This is a genomic window from Paraburkholderia bonniea (assembly GCF_009455625.1).
Taxonomy (GTDB): Bacteria; Pseudomonadota; Gammaproteobacteria; order Burkholderiales; family Burkholderiaceae; genus Paraburkholderia; species Paraburkholderia bonniea.
This window is the reverse complement of sequence record NZ_QPEQ01000002.1, coordinates 196,966-214,987: the sequence shown is the minus strand read 5'-3', so window position 1 is coordinate 214,987 and position 18,022 is coordinate 196,966. Positions and strand designations below refer to the sequence as shown.

The following is an 18,022-nucleotide window of genomic DNA, read 5'->3' as shown; positions in this document are numbered from 1 at the left end:
CGACGGCGAGCCGTACCACCTCTTTAACCCACGCAACCCTGTTCCCGCCCAGTGTGAGCGCCTCGCTTCATTCGCTCGCAGGCGGTATAGGCGTTCACCCTGAAGCGCTTCATCGCCTTGTAAAAGCCATCGCGCGTCATCCCGAGCTCACCGGCCATCCGTTTTGCTGGCCGGTCACGCCAGAGATAAAACGCGTGGAACGCCGCCTTGGCCGTGTCGTCAGGCTGCGCGCTCACCGCCGCATTGAACAGCATCATGTCCCGGTCAGCCAGCGCATCCGGTTCGGCCCCTCCTCCCGCAGTGTGCAGCCGGGCCAGCACGTTGCGCGGCGGGGGTGGCGCGTAAAACTTCCTCGTCCGGTGCCACTCGGCCCACTGCACACAAAGCAGGTTCAGCCCTACGTTATCCATGTCAGCGTCACTCACCGCTCGCTCCCTGTCTGGTTTGCGCTGCCGTACCGGTCGCATACGTCCGATGCGTCCGGTGCGTTCCCTACGTCCGATCCATTCGCTGTGCAATCCATCATCTGCCGCCCGGCCGCCGCCTCAGCCACCCGCAGCAGGCAGACCGCCACGAGCGGCGACGCATCCCGCTCAATGCCGTAAAACACGGTGCTCGCCTGCGCCTCCGCAATCCAGACGCCATCCGGCACCAGTGGATAAAGCGTGTAGCGCTGTCTTGCCAGCACCGGTCCCACCAGGTGCCACGAGCCGCTCGGCTGGTAGACCTGCGGCCCGCTGCCATAGACGTCGATCACGCAAACGCACACCCCACCTATGGCCTGCACCCACGCGTCATAGCCTTCGGCCCGCGCCACCCGGTAGTCCAGCCAGGCAAGGTCCAGATTCACTGGGGGATCCCGCTTCGCTGTGCTGCCTGCAGTACCTGCCGCTGTGCTGGCGTCTCTCATGCCGCCTCCGGGATATCCCATTGCGCGTCGCCACTGCCGAGAAACGGCGCGAGCGTCCGCTCATTGCCCCTGATCGCGGCCCGCGTTCGATACACCCCGGGCTCAACCCATCGCGGGTCCGTGGCGCGGATGCTGGCCCGATAGCGCTCAGGAATCCACGCATCGACCTCCACCCACTCCGGCGAGCCGGTGCGCCGGACGCGCCGCACCGTCGTACACAGCAGCCGGGTTTTCTCAAAGTCGGCAAACTCGCCCCGACCGCGATACCGCCGGTAATACGCCATGCCATCCGGGATGCGCACCGTCAGGATCATGCGTCGCCCTCCCCGCCCGCATTCACAACCGCGGCACCGGCACCATCACGCGCCGCCACCCAGCGTAAAAACGCCGCATCCCACAGCGCGCGGCGTTCGGCGCGCAGCAGCCGCCGCCCCTGGTCATATTCAGCATGGCATTCACCGCACGCGGGCACCGTCAGGCGATCTGGCGTCTTGAGCCCCATCCCCTTGCCCTCGTTGCGGTGCGCCGGCACGCTCGATGCGCCACCACCCGTACACACCCCGGCAATACGCAGGTAGCACGGCTGGTCGCGGCACGCGTGGCGCATACGCCTGTCGTCACCCGGCTTTGGCTTGCGGGCGCACCGCCTGAACGGCTGCATGAGCGGTGCCCTGAGCGCCGAACGGTGCAGCGCGGCTTTCCGGGGCACCAGCCGTGAGCACGGCGTGGCTCGCCTGCAGCGAAGTGCGGTGCGCGCCACGAGCGCAGTGCGCTTCATCGCGTCCGCTCCACCTCAATCCGGGCGATCTCGTCCTTCAGGTACTCACACGCCTTTTGCAGGTCCGTGAGCGCATCGCCCTTGAGTCCCGCCCGCCAGATGTACTTGATCGCGTTGCCCCGGTTGAAATTCATGTGCCGCACAATCTCGATGCACTCCACCCCGCTCGGATGCTGGTTGTAATGCGCTACGCGCGATACCGCCTCATTCATCGCCTGCTCCTCCGCGTCAGTTCAGTCACCCGATACTCGCGCAGCTCCCGCGCGACAACAATTGACCACTCGCCGCTGGACACCCGGGACACCCGAAACCCCCGGAGCCTGATCACGCTCCCCACCGCCTGCGCGTGACACACGCGCCATCGCATGCATGGCCGCGGCGATACCGGCCAGCCGCACACTGCGCGCCGCCCCCCGTGCCAGCGCTTTTGCCCGGGCGACCCGCCGTCTCGCATACACCGCGTTCAGCCGGTACGTTGCTGACGGCGCAAACGGCCTCCCACTCACCCTGAAGCGCAGCGGCCGGCGCGATTCCCCCGTCACCAGGTAGCCCCGCGCGACCAGCACCTGTGTCGCACACTTCACCCCGCTGCGGCTCAGCCCGCTCGCGCCAAGCAGCCCGGCACGGGTCACGCCCGGATGCACCGCCACCCATTCACAGATCCGCCTGTGCCCCAGACTCATTGTTTGCACCTTCGCCATGTCAGACAACCTCCCTGATGGAAATCCGGTGAAGCCACAGCATCAGCTTCCGCTTGATGCCGTAGGCCGGGTTTTTTTGCGTAATCTTTGACTTGACGTCCTCCACGACCAGCCCGCCCGCCGCGTTCCGGTACGTGAAGTCCGCGATGTACCCGGTCTGGCGCTCTGCTGTGCCGTCCGCGTGCGTCTGCTTCGGAATCAACACGAATGGCACCTGGCACTGCAGCTCCGAGATCTCGCCTTTGGCCTGCATCACAACCAGCTCGTTGAAACGCTTGAGCTCGCGCCGGCTGTCGAACTTCTGCCCGTCCTGCTCGCACTTCGTGTTCCGGTACTTCGGCGGCTTCTTCGGCTTTGCTGGCTTTGGCAGCACAGTCGGCGGAGAGTTATCCACCCCTGCCGCAATGTCATCGAACTCGCTCGCCGGCTGAGCACCGAGGCGACGCGCCAGCTCCCGCTCCGCGAAGCTGCGGCCAATCGTGCGGTCCTCACTGATTCGCGCAGTGCCAATGTGCTTCGTCCCCTCCGGCACGCTGAGCGGCCATCCCGTGCGCCGGCTCATGCCACCTCCGCCTGGAGCTGTTCCCGCGGGACCTCGTTGAAGTACGAGTAAAGCGCGTCATACGTGCCGTCCTTGAATCGCGCCTGTTCGCGCAACATGTCCTCCATCCACTCGCCCGGGCCCGCAGCCTTCACCACTCGTGCCTTGAATCGCATGAACGCCTCGCCATCCTTCTGCTGAACGCCAAGCTGCGTGGCACGCGACTCAATGCCGGATGTCGTTTTCCACCAGCCCGGGGCGGGTGCTTGCGACACGCCACCACCTGATGCCCCGGCCCTGGGCGGAAAGAGCCCCGTCCATCCGCGCAGCACCGCTTCTTCGATGCAGGCCGCCGCGTCGTGCCCCAGATCGCGCAGCTTCCCCAGCCGCCGGATCGAGACCGTTGCCGCCGCCTGCGTCCACGGCGCGTCTTTGCTTTTTGCTTCACGGTGCTCGCACCACATCGACCACGCATCACCCGGCAGCCAGTCGGGAGTTTCGCTTTGCCGAATTTTCGAATGCAACGACACTCGCGGCGACTGCCGCGCGGGTTGATGATTCAATGACGGTTCTTTTGATGGTTCTTTACGGTTAGACGGCATCTGGTGCGGGGGTCCCCCGCATATGCTGCGGGGGGGTGGTGCATCTCCTGCGGGGGTCCCCCGCATTTCCTGCGGGGGTGCATCCGGTGCCGGGGTGCACGTGGTGCGGGGGTGCATTTCCTGCGGGGGTGCATAAGATGCCGGGGTTATCTCGTAGCTCGTGTGACGCCCGTTTGCCCTGTTTGCCGTGACGATTCCAGCCGCCTCAAGCCATTTGATGGCGTTCTGCACCGCGCGCCCGGATGTGCAGCAGCGCTTGCCTATCGTGGCGATGGATGGCCAGCACACACCGCTATCGTTTGCGTTATCCGCAAGCGAAATCAGCACGACCTTCTGGACCGGCGACATGCCCTGAAGCGGCCAGCAAGCCGCTGAGATCATCGTGCTCACGCTGCCACCTTTGCGCTGTACCTGCGCTGCAACCAGACCTGTCCGGTGCCTGTGATGAGGGTTTTGAATGTCGGGTGTGGTTCGCCCGCAGCGTCGAACCACACAGTTTCGATCACGCGGAAATACCCGCGGTCAATGCAGGTCTGGTACGGGCGGTTACCGTCCATCAGGATCCGGTCATCACGCAGGCGCTGGAAGAACCGGTTCTGGCCGATGCCCAGCACGCGTGCCATGTCACCAACGGAGATCGCGTCCCGGGTCTGGCTGACCGCGCGGGCAAACGCGACGGCCGGAGCCTGCTGCGCCACCGCCTGCTCGAGTTCGATGACCCGCTCCGTGTACTGCAGCAGCGCCGTGCGCAGGGCCCGGGGGTCCGCGAGGCTGACGGACGAGGGCGCAGCCTGCGCCTCCAGCGCCTGCCAGCGGTCCACCAGGCGGGCGGTGAATTCCGGCGACAGCTGCGCGACCACGATGAAGCTGTCGCGCTTGCCGATCCGGTAGCGCTGCGTCAGGCGAAGGCGGCCAAGGGCGTCGGTTTCGGGTTCGTCCTCCACTGGAGGTTGAACAATCACGCCGCGCCCAGCCAGCCGTTCAATGGCCCGCTTGACGTTGTCGTGACGCGAATTGACCAGCTCCGCGATCTCGCGGCTGGACATCGTGAGCAGAGTTGGGATCAGGTTCATTGCATGTCCCTCAGTGTCCGCACGGCAGCGCGCCGCCCGGCTCGGGTTCCGCACCGCACGACAGGCAGACGCGGCGGGAGGGGGCCGGTGTGACGGGTTGTCCGGCCGCCACCAACGTAGCCACGGGGAGCCGGTCCGGGAGCGGGTTCTGGAGCAGATTCGGGGGTGTGCCGGACTCCGTGTGTGATGCGCGCAAGCAGCGCCCTCCCGCGCCGCCACGCCTGAATCGCACGGCCTGCAGCTGCACGGCACGGATACCAGAACAAACGCGGGCATATCTCATGTCCCCTCTCCCCGCCGCATCGCCGACTCCACCGCAAGCGCAATCGCCTGGCTCGCCCGGATCGACTCCATCAACCCCGCATGCAGGCGCGGCAGCTCACCCGGATCAACCCCGTCAAGCAGCGCCGTCGCATCCAACTCGGTGCGGTGATTCGACGCGAGAATGGCCCGGACAATCTCCGCCGGGTTGATCTCTGTCGCGCTGTCCGTGTGCAGCACCCGCGCGGCAAACCCTGCGGGCCCAAGAATTTCGTTGAGCAGCTGCGCCGCCAGGTCAGACGGAAGTGCCGCCAGAATCGACGGCAGCATGTTCACCGCCAGCAGGTTCCGGTCACTCTCTTCATCGTTCATCCAGCGGTAGACACGGTCCGCGTTCGTTTTTTGTCGCGTCGCCACGTCGTGGTGATGGCTGAAATGGATGCCGGTCCGCTGCGGGCCGCCTATGCGGGTATGAGCCGCGACCACCATTTCAGTGACCGTCTCACGCGACCAGCCGTGAAGCCGGCGCCATTCTGAAATAACCGCCTTGATCGCGGCAATCGGGCTTCTGTGCGACACACTGCGCATGATCCTTGTCTTCCCGTAGGTTAAATTTGAGACACTAAACAGGACTACTAATTCGATACCATGTGAAGCTGGCAATGTTGATCGCTGGGTGCCAGTTCCACCGTCAGCCAGATGAACTCATGGCGCTCGCGCCATTTTTTACACGCCAGTATTTCCCACTTGGTAATGCTGGCCGGGACCGCCCCCCGGAAACAGGGATGAGCATTTCTAGTCCCCCTCATCCTCCTTAAGTACCGGCGGTGAATCATGAGGAACAGGACATCGCTCGGCGTGCAGCGCGAGAAGCCTATCTCCAATGTCTTTCGAAATTCGCTTTCCGCGCGTACCCAGACAAAATGCAGAGATCGTTGGCTGCGCGCACCCAATCGTTCTGGCAACTGTTGCCTGGGTAAGCCCACTCTGAAGAATTTCGAGGACTATCAGTTGCGTGTTCATGCACACAATTTATCACAATCGTGTTTATCAATCAACACCTTGGTGTTTGTTATTTATATTACATTTGTGATATGAAATCACTAAAAACGTTAGCAGAACGCCTTGTCTGGGCTCGGACCAGAGCGAACCTTTCTCAGCAAAAACTGGCGAACCTTGCTGGGGTAAGCCAAAGTGCTATTGGAAATCTTGAGTCTGGCAGCCGGTTCGGTAGCACAAAAATGGCTGCGATTGCGTCAGCTTTGGGCGTGGGCGCGCTTTGGTTAGCGGATGGAACAGGTTCACCAACGAACGACTTAAGAACCGAGCACGTATCGACAGAACCAGGCCGAGTGATAAGCCCCAGCGGTGCAACGATGCGTCTTCTGCAAATGCTTGACGGCCGCAGTGAGTCCGAGATCACGGAGATCGTCGAGGCACTTGATGCGCTACTCCGAGCGGGAAAGCATTCGCCCCGGACACGACAACGACGAAGTAGCGACGAGCTTGACGAATCCAGGCGAGCCGCTGTCGGCGACGAGCATGCTCTAACGTTTTCAGTTGGACAAGCCAGAGCACACACCCGCATCAAAAACACATAACGCTCAATTCCATTTAAATAGAAAGGCTCGCCGCTCATATGACAACTCGCCTGCTCGTAGCAAAGGTCGGCGATAGCGGATGTGTACACGCCGTATATGGGCGCGTCCCGACTCAGTTCATGTACATCGCTTAATTTTGAGCCGCGTTATTTATGCTTGATAGATAAATCAGAAAAACTATTTACTCTGTCGTCAAGATTTTTTACGCCCACCTCTTTCACCCGTTTATTTCGAGTGAATAACGTCCATTTTCGTTGAGAAATAAACTTCCACGGCAGGACAAAATACCTCTCCAAAATAATGAGAGAGGCTGATTTGGACCAGAACTATAAAAATATCCGTGCAACGTACGGTGATAGTAAAAAACCTGCTGACGGCCGAAAATCAGCCCATGCTGGTAGCGCAGGTCAGTCTGCTGCAATCATTGATTTCGTGGCGCATCTTGATAGCCGCTCTCGCTCCTCCAACAAGATTGCGCACAAACCACGGCCGGATATCCCCAAAGACTGCGTGATTGTTGCACCCAAAACTGACGGAACGTACCAAGTCTGGCTTCTTGGAACTTGCCGTACCAATCTGTTATGCACAATAGGTGCACTTGGAGAGACGATCATCAGGCTATCAAGCCGTGAGTTCGATCAGCAATAAAAATCACATTTGTGTTGACTTAAATTAAACACTAACGTGATAATTCATCCATCAACTCACCGATGGATGACTCATGACTTTCGACCACGGAATTTTGAATCCCCAGCGTGCCAGCCGCAGTAACTCGTCCAACTTCGGGCGAGCCATGAAGTCGATATTCCCCCTGCTCCGTCAAGTCGTCACGCTGATGTGCCTCGATGCAGCCATCGATGTTTTAGCGAAGTTTCTAATAATCGCCCTCCTCGGCGGATCTGCCGGAACCATTTTTTGGATCGCACTCGCGGTTGGCGTTGGGCACCTCGATTAACAGCGCCTCACCGCAAAAACTCAGCATTTCGCGTCACCCCCGTTTAATGATCAACGCAGCAATTCACTCCTTTTTAATGCCATCATTTACGAATAGGAATACTTATGTCTGTAAGGCCGATTACCGACACCCTCCGGCAGATCGCTGGGGGCATGTTGCTCGACCACGCGAGTGAGCAGTTCGCCGAGCTCGTCCGCGCCATTGATGAGAACGGCGGCACTGGAAAAATCCTGCTCGAAGTTAGTGTGAAGAAAGCCTCGCGGGGCGGTGCCATGCTCGTGACCGGCAAATCGACGCTGAAGAAACCCGCTGACGAGCCCATGGAGGCGATGCTCTTTGCGACCCCTGAGGGCAACCTCATTGCTGACGATCCCCGACAGCAGAAACTCGATCTGAAGCGCGTTGAAAGCCCATCAGACACGCCGCCGGCGATGCTCAAAACGGTTTAATCCTCCCCACCCGTGCAACAGGAAACGAACATCATGGAATTAAATGAATCACCCAACTTCGCCGAGACGCTGGCGCGCGAGATCAAACAGCCACTTGAGATCGGCTCGAACACTAGCGCCGCGATTCGTCGCATCGGCGTGCCACCCGGCTGGAATCTGCGCGAATACGACGATTCGAAGCACCTCGCCACACCTCAGCGCAAGACGGCCTTGGTGCGCCTGCGGACTGCCGATGACTTTATCGGTTACGTGAAGCGCCACGGCTCGCTCACCGACTCGACAATCTGGTGCGAGGCCAACTATCCAAAGGGCGAAGTCGCCTTTACGTCCATCCTTAACGACAACGGTGAAAATCCCGAAGCCGCTGCGTGGCGAGACCACCGCGCCTATTTCCAGCCGGAATTCAGTGAGGAATGGCGGCGCTGGATCAGCGGCCACAAAAAAGCGATGACCCAGATCGAATTTGCAGCGTTCCTTGAAGAAAACCTGAAGGACGTCGCGGGCCCGTCCAGTGACGAAAATCTGCCGACTGGCGCACAGATGCTTGAAATGGCGCTGGCATTCGAGGCCACCCAGGACTTCCGTTTCAAAAGTGCAGTCCGCCTGTCAAACGGTGGCGTCAATCTCTCGTTCGTTCAGGACGACGATGACGCGACGCTGCAACGCATGCAAATGTTTGAGAAATTTGCGATTGGTATTCCGGTATTTCGTAACGGCGATGCATACCACGTCGATGCGCGGCTGCGCTACCGGGTGCGTGACAGCAAGCTCACGTTCAATTACGAGCTTGTCCGCTTCGACAAAGTGCTCGAAGCCGCGGCAAACGGCGTCATTGCGACGATCCGCGAAAAAACTGGCAATCCATTCTTTTTTGGCGATCCGTTTTCCTCGTAATTCCTCGCTGCCGCGCATCAAGCGCGGTGCTTTAACGGGCGGCTTGCATAGCGCCCGCTTTTTCCGGAGAAATTTAAATAAAAATAATTTTTGATCGAGCGGGGAATCGCCGTTGGCAGCGCTCAGCGCGGCAGCCCGCGTGGTCTGATTCGGGCCGACTGCGTCATCGGAAAATGGCGCAATTTGAGCGACGCTGACCGAGGCAGTCCTGATGGAACGATGACTGGTGACATGCGACTCGGGTCGGTCGCAATTATGCTTCAAGATGACGAATCGGATTATTCCATCGTCGATCACATCAACGATGCTCATAACGAATTCCCTGGGGCTTAAATGAACCTGAAAGCCACATATAAACATTGGGGTGCGGCATGGACATAGCAAGAGGAAAACGAATAAGCGCAACCGAGGCCGCACAAATACTGGGTGTGCCGCGGTACGCGATCAGCCGGGTCGACGGTGCCTGCAAGATCATCAAGCGATACAAAATCGGGCACAAAACGCACGTCTACGAACTCGAATCACTCTATAAATTCCTCGCATCATGCCAACCGAAACCATCACAAAAAATGGACGCAAACGTTTCCGCTGGACGTTCGAGCGCGTCATTGACGGTACACGAATCCGCAAAACAAAACTCATCCCTGCAGGACTTTCTGCGCGCGAAGCTGATGAACTAGGCAGAACGTGGGACGCAGCAGCTTACGCCGTCGCTACAGGCACGCGAAAACCAATTTTCACTATCGGGGATTGCGTTCGAGTGCACGTTGCAGACAAAAGCGCAGGCTGGAAAGATAGAAAGATACGGCTTCAAGTTCTAGCAAAATACGCACCGGAATATGAAAATCAGGACGCGCAGGATTTGTACGCCTGGTCAGTTAAATTTTCTGGCTTCATGCGATCAAGCGTCAGTCATCAAGGATTCCGGAAAAAACCCAGTGCAGACGGGACGATTCACAATGTGCTCGGGTATCTTCGAGCTGCGATCAAATATGCACACAAAATCGGTAAGATCGAATACGACCAAACTGCAAAAATGGTTATCCCGAAGCAGAGCGACGAGCGACACGTATACAAAGAGCGCCGCGAAATGCTGGAAATCGCAAAAGCATGTACCCACAAACAAGTGAGAGCGGCTATTCGAGTTGCGTTCTACTCGGGAATGAGAATGAGCGAAATTTTGCGTGCCGTCCCGACAAAGAGCGGATTTTCATTAGAACGCACAAAGAACGGGCAACCCAGACTGATTCCGATTCACCCGCGAATCGCCGTTATCGCGCGCCGAGTGAAATTTACGGTGTTACCGTGGAAAGTTAAATCAGAGTGGGTAAAAGCGCGAAAAAAATCAGGACATCCCGACGTTAGATTTCACGATTTGCGACACAGCGCAGCATCGGAAATGATTAATGCCGGAATAGATCTTTACACAGTAGCAGGCGTGCTGGGGCATAAAACAACGGCATCTACGAGAAGATATGCACATCTCGCAACCAGCAGCCTCGCCGCCGCCGTAAAAAAAATAGGTCAATCATAACGGGCAGAAAAACCCACACTATCACGCAATGCAGCGACGTCCGGCAGACCGCCGAAAACCCGCAAACCTCCATGGCGGAAGGCAGCAGGAATCGAACCTGCCAGGGAATGTCTGACACCCCCTACTGGGTTTGAAGCCCAGCCACACCACCAGATGTGCATGCCTTCCTGCGAAACTCGAAAAAACGTCAAACAGCGTTGTACAGCCAGCTATCCGTGCGCAACAGGTGAACTTCGCGCAGGAAGCGAGTATAGCCAACGCGGTCAAAAAACTCCAAAAGCTGGATCGCCCGTTTGCGTCCTAACCCCGTTGCATCGCGGAACGCTGCAGCGCTGATCCCTGCGCCGTCATGCTGTGCCACCCAGTACGCAATCAGTTGTGCCAGTTCGTGCACCGCTTCGGCGGAATAAAACAAATCGCGCACCACCTGATGTACCTGCGCTTGACGGGCCAGTTTGCGCAGCAGCGCTCGCATCGTGTCTTCCGGTACTTGCGTCACGCGCGCCAGATCTCGTACCCACGGCGGCTCGAAACGCCCTTGGGTCAGCATGGGCAGCACCGTCTGCGCCAGCGCTTGTTCGGCGGCGCTCAGCGCGGCGGTATGGCCTGGCAGATGGAGCCAGGGTCCGCTTCTGTGCACGCGCTGGGCGGCAATCTGCGCGTCCAGCACGGCGCGCCATAACGCGTCGGGCACCAGCGGGGCGGCCATCCGGCGCAAGCGCGCTGCATCTGCGCCTGGTTCGTCAGGCAAGCGTTGGTGAAACTGCTGCAAAGCGGCGACGAGGCGCTCGCCAAGCGCTTCCCATGAGTGACTGAGGATGACTAGCGCATCAGCGGCGGCCTTGCCGTGCAGCGGAATTTCACGGGCTTCGACGGGCAGCTTGAGCGCTGCTGCAGGCAAACCGCTCAGTTGCATCAGACGTGAGCGCAGCATGCCGTGTGGCGCGTGTTCCAGCAAATGTTCCAGACGGCCATCTTCCAGCCAGCGCTGTAACGCCTCAAGCCAGGCGAGGCGCGCAGGCGTGCGGCGTTTGCGCGCTAGGCCAAACGGGTCCAGCACCCGGCCACCACCGACGGTGCGGCTGGCCTGCGCGTTGCGCACGATAAAGCGCTCGCCAGGTAGCGCGCACACCGGCTTGTCGAACACTAACTGCACTCGCGCCGTATTGCCTGCGTCCAGCGTTTCGCCATCCAGCAGTGCCACCTGTGCGACCTGATGCAGGGTGCCGAGATGGACATGCAAGGGGACCCAGTGCCGTAACGTCAGCCCGCTCTCCGGCAACAGTGTGAGTTCGACGTCTAGCCGGTGCGAGGCTTCGCCGAGTGGTGACGCGACGATCCAGTCGCCGCGTGTCAGCTCATCACGTTCGATGCCGGTGAGATTCAGTGCGCAACGCTGGCCCGCCTGGCCGCTGTCGCTGGCGCGATTTTGCGCATGAATGCTGCGCACGCGCACGCGTTTGCCCGCCGGGGCGAGTTGCAGTGTCGCGCCTGTCGTCACTCGTCCGGCGAACACTGTTCCGGTCACGATCGTGCCTTGGCCAGGCAGCGTGAAGACGCGATCTACCGCGAGCCGGAACAAGCCGTCGTCGCGGCGCGCACGCCATGTCAGCGCGGCATGCTGGAGTGCCTCACGTAACTGCGCGACACCTGGATCATCGGACTGGGTCGCGCAGGTGTCGAAGAGCGCTGCCTGCGCCAGTGCGGTGCCCGCGAGCCATGTGCGAATCTCGGTGCGCACCTGATGTAGCCGCGCGTCATCCACCCGGTCCACCTTGGTTAGCGCGACAGCGCCATGGGTGACCCCGAGCAGTTGCAGGATCGCCAGATGCTCGGTTGTCTGGGGCATCACGCCATCGTCTGCGGCAATCACCAGCAGGGCGAAATCCATGCCGCAGGCACCTGCCGCCATCGTATGCACTAGCTTTTCGTGCCCTGGCACGTCGATGATGCCCAGCACCTCGCCGTTCTCCAGCGGGGTGTAGGCGTAACCCAATTCGATTGAAATCCCTCGGGCTTTTTCTTCCTTGAGGCGGTCGGTATCCACGCCTGTGAGGGCTCGCACCAGGGTGGTCTTGCCGTGGTCGATATGGCCTGCGGTGCCGACAATCATCGCGTCATGGCCTCGCATTGCGCGATCAGGTCAGCTTCATCGGCGGCTTCGAGGCAACGTAAATCGAGCCACAGCGTGTCGTCCTTGATCCGTCCCAGCACCGGACGTGGCCAGCCGCGCAAGGTCGCCTCGGCTTGCAGCAGCATCCGGCCGCCGCGCCGTGCGGCCGCGTGACGTACCGCCAGGCCGTAGCTCGGGAGTTGCTCGACGGGTAACGCACCGCTGCCAATCTGGCTCAGCATCGGCTCAACACTGAGCGCGTAACGCTCGCCCAGCGCGCGCTGCAACACGGGCAGCACGCGTTGGGCGGCGGCTTGCATCTCTGCGGCTGGGCGCGTCAGCAGACGCAACGTGGTGAGCCGTTCGCGCAGTTGCTCTGGTGCGCGATACAGCTGCAAAACCGGTTCGAGCGCGGCGAGCGTGAGCTTGCCGACGCGCAACGCGCGCTTGAGCGGATGCCGCCGGATCTGGCGAATCCATGCTTCGCGTCCGACGATGAGCCCGGCTTGCGGCCCGCCTAGTAGTTTGTCGCCGCTGAAGGTCACGATGTCAGCGCCCGCTTCCAGCGTGGCGCGCACCGTCGGTTCGGCGGGCAAACCCCATTGCGTCAGGTCAGTCAGTGTGCCGCTGCCCAGATCGACCACCACCGGCAAACCATGCTGCCGCGCCAGCGGTGCGAGTTCATCAAGTTCGACGCTTTTCGTGAAGCCGCTCATCGCGTAGTTGCTGCAATGGACCTTCATCAACATTGCGCTGCGTGCCGTGATCGCCTCGGCGTAATCCTTCAGATGGGTGCGGTTAGTCGTGCCAACTTCACGCAGCTTCGCGCCCGCGCGGCTCATGATGTCCGGAATGCGGAACGCGCCGCCGATTTCCACCAGTTCGCCGCGCGAGACGATCACTTCTTTACGGCTGGCCAGCGCGGCGAGTGTCAGCAGCACAGCAGCGGCGTTGTTGTTCACCACGGTCGCAGCTTCCGCGCCCGTGAGCTCACAAATCAGCGGCTCGATCAAATCGTCACGTTCGCCGCGGCGGCCGGTGTCGAGGTCGAATTCGAGGTTCATCGGCCGCACAAGTGCTTCGAGCACGGCGCGCACAGCGTCATCGGGCAACAGCGCGCGGCCCAGATTGGTATGCAGCACGGTGCCGCTCAGATTGAACACGCTGCGCAAACGGGGCTGGGCGCGCGCTGCGAGGTGCTGTCCGGCCTGCTGCAGCACCTCGCTGGCAGCGTAGGTTTCCGGGGCGAGCACCTCACCAGCCAGCACCTCGCGCCGCAGTGTGTCGAGCACGGCGCGCACGGCATCGAGCACTTGTGTGCGGCCATGCGCGCTAATCGCCGCAGCGGCTTCGGAGAGCGACATCACGCGCTCAACAGCGGGCAAACGGGCTAGCTGTGCGTTCAGATCAGGGACTGTATGACTCATGCTGAATGCCTTCGACCAGAAATGGCCGGGGTAACGTCCAGGCCAGTGAAGATGCAGGGCGTGCGTTGCTGGCTACTGACTGTTGTTGCCGGATGCATTGGCCGCACCGGATGCACCGGCAGCGCCCGTAGCACCAGTAACATCGTCCGCGTCGGCAGGAATTTCCGGCCATAACAGCGGGTTGGGCCCTGCACGTTGAAAACCCGCATCGTTCATCAGCAAATCGAGCGTGAGGCTGGCGAGATCATCTGCGAGCGGCTCGAAGTCGTAGTCCTTCTCCTGATAGCCGATCTTGCGATAGGTATGGCACTCGTCGCACGATTCGGCCTTGAGCGCGGCGCTGCCGCCGTCGATGCCGTGATACGCGATGCCTTTGGTCGAGGCGCAGTTCGAGCATGTGGCGCGAACCATATGCCATTCACTCGTACACAGGCCGCATTGCAGATAGCGATAGCCGTCGTACTGGCCGCCGACGCGCACCATGCTCGCCACCGGCATGCCGCCGCACACTGGGCACACGCCAGGAGTGTCGAGGTACGGCACTGCGCGAGGCTCAAGCTGGCTCGCCAGATCGGTCCAGACCACTTGCAACGCGGCCATGATGAACGGCGCGGTGGCCGGATCAATTTCGCTGTAACGCTGGGCCAGCAATGCATCGGCATGAGCATCAAGTTCGGCCGCGCTCAGCGCCCGCAGGCCGTCCAGCACCTTGGCGAGTGCCGGCGTCACCGCGCCTGCGGCTTCGACGCGATCCAGCAGACGGGGCAGCACAGCGTGCCAGGTGTCAGCGCGTTCGGGCGCGAGCGCGGGGATCAACGGCATCGAGTGCTGTTGCGCCTCGGCCAGCGCTGCAGCGCTCGGGAGTGGCGCGCTGACGTGTGCCAGCGCTTGCTGTTGCGCGTCGGCTAGCGCGGCCATCAGGCGCACGTAACCGCCGATGGGATTGCTGTCAGCTAGTTGCCGCAGACGCGCCGCGCGGGCTGAAAAAACCGTGGCGCGTTCGGGCAAGCGAATGCGGGGAATCGCGGAATGATCGAGTGCTTCGATCTGGCCGGGTTCGAGGATGCGTTGCACCATGACTGAAACTGCTCCTTCGTTGAAATTGAGCGGGCGGCACCAGCCCGTTTTGCGCCAGGCCGTGCCGTGGGTAAGTGGTGCTTCAAGCCCTACGCTGCACACCGGCCTGACGCAGATGCCTGCGCTGATTGCTGCAACTGCCTGTCAGCCTGCCAGCGTCCTGGTAAGACAAAAACTAGCGCCAGGCGCTCCCGACCTGAACATAAAACGCGTTCTGCCCAGGGCCATGGGCCACATCGACGCCAACGGCTAGCCCCAGCTTTTTGGCAATCAGATAGCGAAAGCCTGTGCCCACACCAAAAGCGGTCTGCGCCTCGCCAAAGTCATGCAACCGCCCATAGGCTTTGCCGGCGCCGCCAAAGCCCAGCACTGACCAGCGCGGCGTCACGTTCCAGCGCAATTCAAGCTCGGTGGTGATCTGGTTACGGTCCTGGAACTTCGCTTGCGAGACGCCACGCAGCGTCACATACGGCTGGGCGAAAAATGGAATGTCACCGCCTGAAAATCCGGTATCGAGCCGCATCCCGAGCACCCATGCAGGCGCTAACGGCAGCCACTTGTAGCCCTTGGCGGTAAGCATGCTGAAGCTCGATGAACTGCCCAGCGCGCCGCGCGCCAGGCTGGCTTCAACTTCGCCATAGGTGCCGTAGTTCGGAAAGAACAGATTGTCGCGGGTGTCGTAATCGACGATTAGCCCGGCTTTGCCGACGCGCTGCTCGCTGGAAATGCCTTGCAGGCTATTTGGCAAGACTGGGCCAAAACGCGTGCGCGCATCGAAGTAGGTATAGCTCGGGCCGACATACCACGGGCTGTCACCGAGACGGAACAGCACGCGCTGCGACAGCGCAAGGCCATCGAGCTGGTACGCGTGGCTATGGTTCGACGCGTCGTAGTAATTCAGATGCAAACCGACCTTGCCCACTGCACCGAAGTAGCGAATGCGATCGTCATCCCAAGTGTGGAAATGCATCAGCCCATAGCCATACGAATGAGTGCCGGTCGCAAAGCCGCCAATGCCGGTGATATTCGGCGGGGCACTGGCTTTCGGCGCAGCGTCGCTGGCGTTGGCGCTGGCGCTGGCATCAACGTTAGCGTTTTTAGCAGCCGATTCAGGCGAGGAAAAAAACAACAGGGCCAAACCCAGGCCGTAGCCTACGGCGGGCTCGGTAATCACCGTGGGAACCGGCAATGCGGCGTGGTGCGCGAGGCTATTGCCAAGGTCGAGCGCCCCTGATTCTTCGCTGCTCAAGGTGCTTTGCGCCTGTGCCTGAATAGCGCTGAATCCCAGCCACAATGCGGCAAACGTCATACCGCGCCGCGCTGCGAGCACATGGCGGTTACAACCTGGTAAGCGAGTTGATCGGTGCAATGCCTATCTCCGGTGGCGTTATGTTTCTTTTTCTCAAACGAGATTAAGCACGCACCAAGCGCACCAATCAGGCGCGATTGTAGGGGCTCGCGCCGCTTCGTCCCGCGCTTATCCGCCCCCTGGCGAGAAAAAGCCGCCCAGCGGCGGCTTTCATCCAGCGTCACGCGCGCTACTTCACTTTCTCGCGGAACCATCGCGCGTGATGTTTGCGCGCCCACCCCAGCGTCACGGTGCCGCGCACCATCGCGCCAATCGAGCCTTTGACCCACAGCGCGGCATACACATGCACGATGATCCCGACGATCAGCACCAACGCCGCCGCCGCATGCACGCCTGACGCCAGCCGCACCACGTTCACCGGAAAGTAAAACGCGAAGTACTGACGCCAGATCACCAGACCGCTGGCCAGCAGCAGCACGAGGCACGCCACCATCACGAAGAACAGCAGTTTTTGCCCGGCGTTATAGCGCCCTACTTCAGGCAGCTTGTCTTCGCGGTTGGCCAGCACGTCGTCCAGCTGTTTGAGCCATTGCACGTCGCTGCGGTCGAGATAGTTGTGATGCCAGAAGCGCAGCACAAGTATCAGAAACGACGCGAACATCACCAGGCCGACGAACGGATGCAGGATGCGCGTCCATTGCCCGCCGCCAAACAGTGTGCTCAGCCAGAACAGCGACGGATGAAACAGCGCCAGCCCGGAGAGCGCCAGCAAGACAAACGTGATTGCGGTGATCCAGTGATTCGTGCGCTCGTTTGGGGTGTAACGCACGATCAGGTTCGGGTCGTCAGGTTTCATCTGCGTGCTCCTCGGGTTGGCGCGCGCCGCGTGAGCGGATCCGGGCGGCTTCGTCGCGGGCGGCCTGTTCATCGGCTTCGCTCACTTCGTTGGGGCCGACCCGGATGTAATGGAACAAGCCGCCAAGCGCCGCTAGTGCAATGCCCGCCACAGCCAGTGGCTTCGACAAGCCCTTCCACAAGCGCACCATCGGGCTGATTTTCGGGTTGGCTGGCAAGCCGTGATAGAGCGTCGGTTGATCCGCGTGATGCAGCACATACATCACATGCGTGCCACCCACGCCCGCTGGGTCGTATAGCCCCGCATGCGCGAAACCGCGCTCTTTCAGGTCTTCGATGCGTTCGCTCGCGTGCTGCTTCATATCCTCCTTGGTGCCGAACACAATCGCGCCGGTTGGACAGGTCTTCACGCAGGCGGGCTCCTGGCCCACCGCCACGCGGTCGGAGCACAGCGTGCATTTGTACGCCCGGTGATCTTTCTGCGAAATACGCGGCACGTCGAACGGACAGCCCGTGATGCAATAGCCGCAGCCGATGCAGTTTTCCTCGTGAAAATCGACGATGCCGTTGGTGTATTGCACGATCGCGCCCGGTGCGGGACAGGCCTTCAGGCAGCCCGGATCTTCGCAATGCATGCAGCCGTCCTTGCGGATCAGCCACTCCAGATCGCCAGCGGGATTTTCGTACTCGGAAAAACGCATGACCGTCCACGAGTGTTCGCTCAAGTCGCTCGGGTTGTCGTACACGCCAACGTTGTCGCCAACCTCATCGCGCAGATCGTTCCACTCCATGCAAGCGGTCTGGCAAGCCTTGCAACCGATGCATTTCGTCACGTCGATGAGTTTCGCCACGCTACCCGTGACCGGTTCGCGCACCGACGGCGGCGTCACCGTCGTCGCCGACAGGCGTTTGATATCTAGTGATTGCAGTGCCATTTCGCCC

Annotated in this window: 21 protein-coding genes, 1 tRNA gene and 2 pseudogenes; 6 read left to right on the top strand and 18 right to left on the bottom strand. The window is 60.8% G+C overall.

The window, feature by feature from the left end; all coding sequences use genetic code 11:
• Nucleotides 1-23: 23 nt before the first annotated feature.
• The 11 genes and pseudogenes from GH656_RS14875 to GH656_RS14825 form a co-directional block, all read right to left on the bottom strand.
• On the bottom strand, nucleotides 24-425 hold the full coding sequence (locus GH656_RS14875) for a hypothetical protein (protein WP_153076848.1): 402 nt from the start codon (nucleotides 423-425) through the stop codon (nucleotides 24-26).
• On the bottom strand, nucleotides 422-910 hold the full coding sequence (locus GH656_RS14870) for a phage protein NinX family protein (RefSeq protein ID WP_174769796.1): 489 nt from the start codon (nucleotides 908-910) through the stop codon (nucleotides 422-424). The genes GH656_RS14875 and GH656_RS14870 overlap by 4 nt, the downstream gene beginning before the upstream one ends.
• Nucleotides 907-1,224, bottom strand: coding sequence for a hypothetical protein (locus tag GH656_RS14865; protein WP_153076846.1), 318 nt, complete (start codon nucleotides 1,222-1,224; stop codon nucleotides 907-909). The genes GH656_RS14870 and GH656_RS14865 overlap by 4 nt, the downstream gene beginning before the upstream one ends.
• The gene (locus tag GH656_RS14860) at nucleotides 1,221-1,517 is read right to left on the bottom strand and encodes a nuclease domain-containing protein (RefSeq protein WP_246184326.1); all 297 of its coding nucleotides are present in this window, start codon (nucleotides 1,515-1,517) and stop codon (nucleotides 1,221-1,223) included. The genes GH656_RS14865 and GH656_RS14860 overlap by 4 nt, the downstream gene beginning before the upstream one ends.
• Before the next feature lie 167 nt (nucleotides 1,518-1,684).
• Nucleotides 1,685-1,900 (bottom strand): DUF3310 domain-containing protein, encoded by a 216-nt coding sequence (locus GH656_RS14855; protein WP_153076844.1) that lies wholly within the window; start codon nucleotides 1,898-1,900, stop codon nucleotides 1,685-1,687.
• 21 nt (nucleotides 1,901-1,921) lie between these two features.
• A complete protein-coding gene (locus GH656_RS14850) occupies nucleotides 1,922-2,371 on the bottom strand; it encodes a hypothetical protein (RefSeq protein WP_153076843.1) in 450 nt (149 codons plus the stop codon).
• 19 nt (nucleotides 2,372-2,390) lie between these two features.
• The gene (locus tag GH656_RS14845; RefSeq protein WP_153076842.1) at nucleotides 2,391-2,951 is read right to left on the bottom strand and encodes a DUF1064 domain-containing protein; all 561 of its coding nucleotides are present in this window, start codon (nucleotides 2,949-2,951) and stop codon (nucleotides 2,391-2,393) included.
• Nucleotides 2,948-3,493, bottom strand: coding sequence for a hypothetical protein (locus GH656_RS18125; protein ID WP_246184325.1), 546 nt, complete (start codon nucleotides 3,491-3,493; stop codon nucleotides 2,948-2,950). The genes GH656_RS14845 and GH656_RS18125 overlap by 4 nt, the downstream gene beginning before the upstream one ends.
• Nucleotides 3,494-3,781: 288 nt before the next feature.
• A pseudogene (locus tag GH656_RS18325) lies at nucleotides 3,782-3,880 on the bottom strand (helix-turn-helix domain-containing protein); the annotation flags it as partial.
• A gap of 38 nt (nucleotides 3,881-3,918) precedes the next feature.
• Nucleotides 3,919-4,605: a phage antirepressor KilAC domain-containing protein gene (locus GH656_RS14830; RefSeq protein WP_153076841.1), complete on the bottom strand. Its 687-nt coding sequence runs from the start codon at nucleotides 4,603-4,605 to the stop codon at nucleotides 3,919-3,921.
• A gap of 279 nt (nucleotides 4,606-4,884) precedes the next feature.
• Nucleotides 4,885-5,454: a hypothetical protein gene (locus tag GH656_RS14825; RefSeq protein WP_425495884.1), complete on the bottom strand. Its 570-nt coding sequence runs from the start codon at nucleotides 5,452-5,454 to the stop codon at nucleotides 4,885-4,887.
• Nucleotides 5,455-5,960: 506 nt separating this feature from the next.
• Here GH656_RS14825 and GH656_RS18320 point away from each other — a divergent pair.
• The 6 genes and pseudogenes from GH656_RS18320 to GH656_RS14795 all read left to right on the top strand — a co-directional run.
• Nucleotides 5,961-6,158, top strand: a pseudogene (locus GH656_RS18320) (helix-turn-helix domain-containing protein); the annotation flags it as partial.
• A gap of 624 nt (nucleotides 6,159-6,782) precedes the next feature.
• Nucleotides 6,783-7,115 (top strand): hypothetical protein, encoded by a 333-nt coding sequence (locus GH656_RS14815; protein WP_153076838.1) that lies wholly within the window; start codon nucleotides 6,783-6,785, stop codon nucleotides 7,113-7,115.
• A 73-nt stretch (nucleotides 7,116-7,188) separates the two neighbouring features.
• Nucleotides 7,189-7,422, top strand: coding sequence for a hypothetical protein (locus GH656_RS14810; protein ID WP_153076837.1), 234 nt, complete (start codon nucleotides 7,189-7,191; stop codon nucleotides 7,420-7,422).
• Nucleotides 7,423-7,574: 152 nt separating this feature from the next.
• Nucleotides 7,575-7,871 carry a hypothetical protein gene (locus tag GH656_RS14805; protein ID WP_246184323.1) on the top strand — a complete coding sequence of 99 codons (297 nt, stop codon included), beginning with the start codon at nucleotides 7,575-7,577 and terminating at the stop codon, nucleotides 7,869-7,871.
• Nucleotides 7,872-7,904: 33 nt separating this feature from the next.
• Nucleotides 7,905-8,765 (top strand): DUF2303 family protein, encoded by an 861-nt coding sequence (locus GH656_RS14800; protein WP_153076835.1) that lies wholly within the window; start codon nucleotides 7,905-7,907, stop codon nucleotides 8,763-8,765.
• A 544-nt stretch (nucleotides 8,766-9,309) separates the two neighbouring features.
• Nucleotides 9,310-10,299, top strand: a complete 990-nt coding sequence (locus GH656_RS14795) for a tyrosine-type recombinase/integrase (protein ID WP_153076834.1) — start codon at nucleotides 9,310-9,312, stop codon at nucleotides 10,297-10,299.
• 72 nt (nucleotides 10,300-10,371) lie between these two features.
• On the opposite strand, the gene GH656_RS14790 is transcribed toward GH656_RS14795, so the two are convergent.
• From GH656_RS14790 to fdxH, 7 genes are all read right to left on the bottom strand, one after another.
• Nucleotides 10,372-10,467, bottom strand: a tRNA-Sec gene (locus GH656_RS14790).
• A 19-nt stretch (nucleotides 10,468-10,486) separates the two neighbouring features.
• Nucleotides 10,487-12,412: a selenocysteine-specific translation elongation factor gene (selB, locus tag GH656_RS14785; RefSeq protein WP_153077342.1), complete on the bottom strand. Its 1,926-nt coding sequence runs from the start codon at nucleotides 12,410-12,412 to the stop codon at nucleotides 10,487-10,489.
• Nucleotides 12,409-13,839, bottom strand: a complete 1,431-nt coding sequence (gene selA / locus GH656_RS14780) for an L-seryl-tRNA(Sec) selenium transferase (protein ID WP_153076833.1) — start codon at nucleotides 13,837-13,839, stop codon at nucleotides 12,409-12,411. The genes selB and selA overlap by 4 nt, the downstream gene beginning before the upstream one ends.
• Nucleotides 13,840-13,911: 72 nt before the next feature.
• On the bottom strand, nucleotides 13,912-14,916 hold the full coding sequence (gene fdhE, locus GH656_RS14775) for a formate dehydrogenase accessory protein FdhE (protein ID WP_153076832.1): 1,005 nt from the start codon (nucleotides 14,914-14,916) through the stop codon (nucleotides 13,912-13,914).
• 175 nt (nucleotides 14,917-15,091) lie between these two features.
• Complete coding sequence (locus GH656_RS14770) at nucleotides 15,092-16,225, bottom strand: BamA/TamA family outer membrane protein (protein WP_153076831.1); 1,134 nt, start codon at nucleotides 16,223-16,225, stop codon at nucleotides 15,092-15,094.
• Nucleotides 16,226-16,454: 229 nt separating this feature from the next.
• Nucleotides 16,455-17,081 (bottom strand): formate dehydrogenase subunit gamma, encoded by a 627-nt coding sequence (locus tag GH656_RS14765; protein WP_153076830.1) that lies wholly within the window; start codon nucleotides 17,079-17,081, stop codon nucleotides 16,455-16,457.
• On the bottom strand, nucleotides 17,071-18,015 hold the full coding sequence (gene fdxH, locus GH656_RS14760; RefSeq protein ID WP_153076829.1) for a formate dehydrogenase subunit beta: 945 nt from the start codon (nucleotides 18,013-18,015) through the stop codon (nucleotides 17,071-17,073). Before fdxH ends, GH656_RS14765 begins: the two co-directional genes overlap by 11 nt.
• Nucleotides 18,016-18,022 lie beyond the last annotated feature (7 nt).

Coding starts and splice junctions, on each gene's coding strand:
- GH656_RS14830 (WP_153076841.1), bottom strand. CDS start 4,605: ATGAACCTGATCCCAACTCTGCTCACGATGTCCAGCCGCGAGATCGCG.
- GH656_RS14860 (WP_246184326.1), bottom strand. CDS start 1,517: ATGCGCCACGCGTGCCGCGACCAGCCGTGCTACCTGCGTATTGCCGGG.
- GH656_RS14800 (WP_153076835.1), top strand. CDS start 7,905: ATGGAATTAAATGAATCACCCAACTTCGCCGAGACGCTGGCGCGCGAG.
- GH656_RS14825 (WP_425495884.1), bottom strand. CDS start 5,454: ATGCGCAGTGTGTCGCACAGAAGCCCGATTGCCGCGATCAAGGCGGTT.
- GH656_RS14805 (WP_246184323.1), top strand. CDS start 7,575: ATGTTGCTCGACCACGCGAGTGAGCAGTTCGCCGAGCTCGTCCGCGCC.
- GH656_RS14850 (WP_153076843.1), bottom strand. CDS start 2,371: ATGAGTCTGGGGCACAGGCGGATCTGTGAATGGGTGGCGGTGCATCCG.
- GH656_RS14810 (WP_153076837.1), top strand. CDS start 7,189: ATGACTTTCGACCACGGAATTTTGAATCCCCAGCGTGCCAGCCGCAGT.
- GH656_RS14855 (WP_153076844.1), bottom strand. CDS start 1,900: ATGAATGAGGCGGTATCGCGCGTAGCGCATTACAACCAGCATCCGAGC.
- fdxH (WP_153076829.1), bottom strand. CDS start 18,015: ATGGCACTGCAATCACTAGATATCAAACGCCTGTCGGCGACGACGGTG.
- GH656_RS14795 (WP_153076834.1), top strand. CDS start 9,310: ATGCCAACCGAAACCATCACAAAAAATGGACGCAAACGTTTCCGCTGG.
- GH656_RS14845 (WP_153076842.1), bottom strand. CDS start 2,951: ATGAGCCGGCGCACGGGATGGCCGCTCAGCGTGCCGGAGGGGACGAAG.
- GH656_RS14770 (WP_153076831.1), bottom strand. CDS start 16,225: ATGACGTTTGCCGCATTGTGGCTGGGATTCAGCGCTATTCAGGCACAG.
- GH656_RS14765 (WP_153076830.1), bottom strand. CDS start 17,081: ATGAAACCTGACGACCCGAACCTGATCGTGCGTTACACCCCAAACGAG.
- GH656_RS14870 (WP_174769796.1), bottom strand. CDS start 910: ATGAGAGACGCCAGCACAGCGGCAGGTACTGCAGGCAGCACAGCGAAG.
- selB (WP_153077342.1), bottom strand. CDS start 12,412: ATGATTGTCGGCACCGCAGGCCATATCGACCACGGCAAGACCACCCTG.
- fdhE (WP_153076832.1), bottom strand. CDS start 14,916: ATGGTGCAACGCATCCTCGAACCCGGCCAGATCGAAGCACTCGATCAT.
- GH656_RS14865 (WP_153076846.1), bottom strand. CDS start 1,224: ATGATCCTGACGGTGCGCATCCCGGATGGCATGGCGTATTACCGGCGG.
- selA (WP_153076833.1), bottom strand. CDS start 13,839: ATGAGTCATACAGTCCCTGATCTGAACGCACAGCTAGCCCGTTTGCCC.